The sequence below is a fragment of the Enterobacter cloacae complex sp. S2 genome (assembly GCF_015159675.1).
Classification (GTDB): domain Bacteria; phylum Pseudomonadota; class Gammaproteobacteria; order Enterobacterales; family Enterobacteriaceae; genus Enterobacter; species Enterobacter intestinihominis.
The window spans coordinates 1-2,176 of the sequence record NZ_JADDTS010000024.1 but is presented as its reverse complement, the minus strand read 5'-3'; the positions used below and the strand labels follow the sequence as shown (position 1 = coordinate 2,176).

The following is a 2,176-nucleotide window of genomic DNA, read 5'->3' as shown; positions in this document are numbered from 1 at the left end:
AAATTTATTTTCGATGACGGGGAGTTACCCCTGTTTGCACGGCGAAGTGATGGAAAAGTGTACTGATTGAATAAAATCAAATAGTTACAAAATACACTTTACGAAAGTGTATCGAAGCTGGGCGATATCGCACGATAGATGATAATAATTCTCACCTGAGTTGATTGCACCAAGAAATGATTAGAATGCTAATGAATTGGAAGGTTTCGGCATGGAATAATCGCGATTAAAATAAATTTGATAGAACACAAAAAGTCTTTAAGCATATTGCACCTATCATGAAAGTGTACATTGTGGACAATGATCGCTGTGAGCCGCACGGCGCAAGGCTTTCGTATAAGTGATGAAAGATACTTCGAAAGTGAGAAAGGCGCTCAGAGAACGTTACAGGCGGGTTATTTAGAATAGATTAAGCATCGCTTTACCTGGGGTTTAGCGGGTATTTAGAATGTAATTAGCGTGGGATTTTTCCGGCGCTATGGAGGCGAGTATTCGCTATTAACACGTAATCAGGATTGATGGAGGGTTAATTCTCCATAAAGTGGACTGTACAATTTGGTATGCGCTGATCACGCGCATGGGAGATAGCTATACAGGAAAGTAACCTCTACTGAAAGTTATTGTTGAGAAGAGGTTTTCCTGTAGAGAAACTTGTCATGTTCGCTTCACTCACTGACACAAACCAACTACTAACTACCCTTAATTAAATTAAGGTTATTAATTATCTCTCTTATGTTCTCGTATTCCTCGAACATACATCATTGTGCAGGATGATCATGAGCAGATACTTTTTCATGCGACATTCACCCGCTGATCGCTGGTTCATTGTGAGCCTACGATCTCAACACATCAAAATTATGTAAAAGGGCTTATCATTAAAATGATGTGTTAACAGGTTAATTGTGCAATGTAGCGTAGCTACAAGATCGGCTCACTTGCATGAAGAGCCGGAAATGATACCCTTCCTTGAGAAGCCGTCTTATCCTATTATGAAAAAATTGTTGACGACAAATTTATTTTGTGGCAGGGGTTGACAAACGTTATTAAAATAGTGTATTATGGTAAGTATGAAGGGGAGAAAACCTTCTGAACTTTTCAGCCCTGGGCGGGGTAACTGCCTGGGGCTTTTTGCATCCAAAATCCGAAGGAGGTAGTTATTGAAGTATTTCAGTAGTGACCAGGTGTTTTATGAACTGGTGAGTGGTAAAGCCACAAGAGATTTAATCTACGCATCTATGTACGTAGCCAGAAAACGAAAGTATTTCGAACGTGAACAGATGTTTAAAGAAGCATTATCCCGTTTTGATGAATTTAAGAAGGATTCCAAAGAATGAAGATTAACTTCACCCCTGAAACTTACGAGGCTCTGATCAATCGGGCTAATCGTGAAAATAAAGCCGCCGCCGCACTGGTGAGCGAATTAATAACAACAGTCCTTAACAAAGAGGAAACCAATGAACCAAAGAAGAAAAGTAGTAAAATTCGTTGATGCAATTTGCGGATCTGGAAAATCCACCACGTTACAGCACTACATCAAATCAAGTTTATTAACAAACTCCGAAGCAATTCCCCCTCGTTATCTTCTCGTGATGCCAACACATGAATTATGTGGACAGGTGAGGGAAGAACTAAAAGACAGACGGGTGAAGAGTTTCCATGTGGACACCGAAACAGAAGCGGTAAGACACCTAATTTCCACCTTGGAATACGATTTCCAGCATTCGGTTATTATCTGTACACATCAATGTTTCATTCATTACTGCTATCGTGCAGCGCTTGAAACGGAACTTCAAAACCTTCTCCGTAATTTCAGTATCTTTGTTGATGAAATCCCTGATGCAATGTTTGGCGCTTACATCAAAGTGCAGCATACCAAACGGACGGAACAAAATTTCCCATTCCTGGATTGGCTGGAAGAGCGGGACGGATTGTTATTCCTGAGTGAGGATAAGCGTGAAGATTTCTACGACTATTGGCACGAAACAGAGGCGAATGGTGCTGAGTTAAAGCGCCTGCTCTGGGCGATTATGCAGGGTGCTGGACTTCTCTACGAAGAGAATAAACACCTGTTTGCCTTCACTGCTTCACCAATTATCAGATCTGTAGAATGGGCTGAACAACTTACACTCTTAGGTGCTGGCTCTTCTCGAAGTTTGTTTGTCTGGGCTGCTGAACA

General features: G+C 41.1%; 2 protein-coding genes. Both read left to right on the top strand.

The window, feature by feature from the left end:
- Window positions 1-1,330 precede the first annotated feature (1,330 nt).
- Window positions 1,331-1,489 (top strand): hypothetical protein, encoded by a 159-nt coding sequence (locus IPZ49_RS12450; protein WP_013098602.1) that lies wholly within the window; start codon window positions 1,331-1,333, stop codon window positions 1,487-1,489.
- Window positions 1,455-2,176 (top strand): DEAD/DEAH box helicase (locus tag IPZ49_RS12445; RefSeq protein ID WP_375336470.1); only part of this gene is annotated, 722 nt, incomplete at its 3' end. The genes IPZ49_RS12450 and IPZ49_RS12445, both read left to right, overlap by 35 nt.

What these genes read in the sequence shown, in the direction of transcription:
- IPZ49_RS12450 (WP_013098602.1), top strand. Translation starts at nt 1,331, where the DNA reads ATGAAGATTAACTTCACCCCTGAAACTTACGAGGCTCTGATCAATCGG.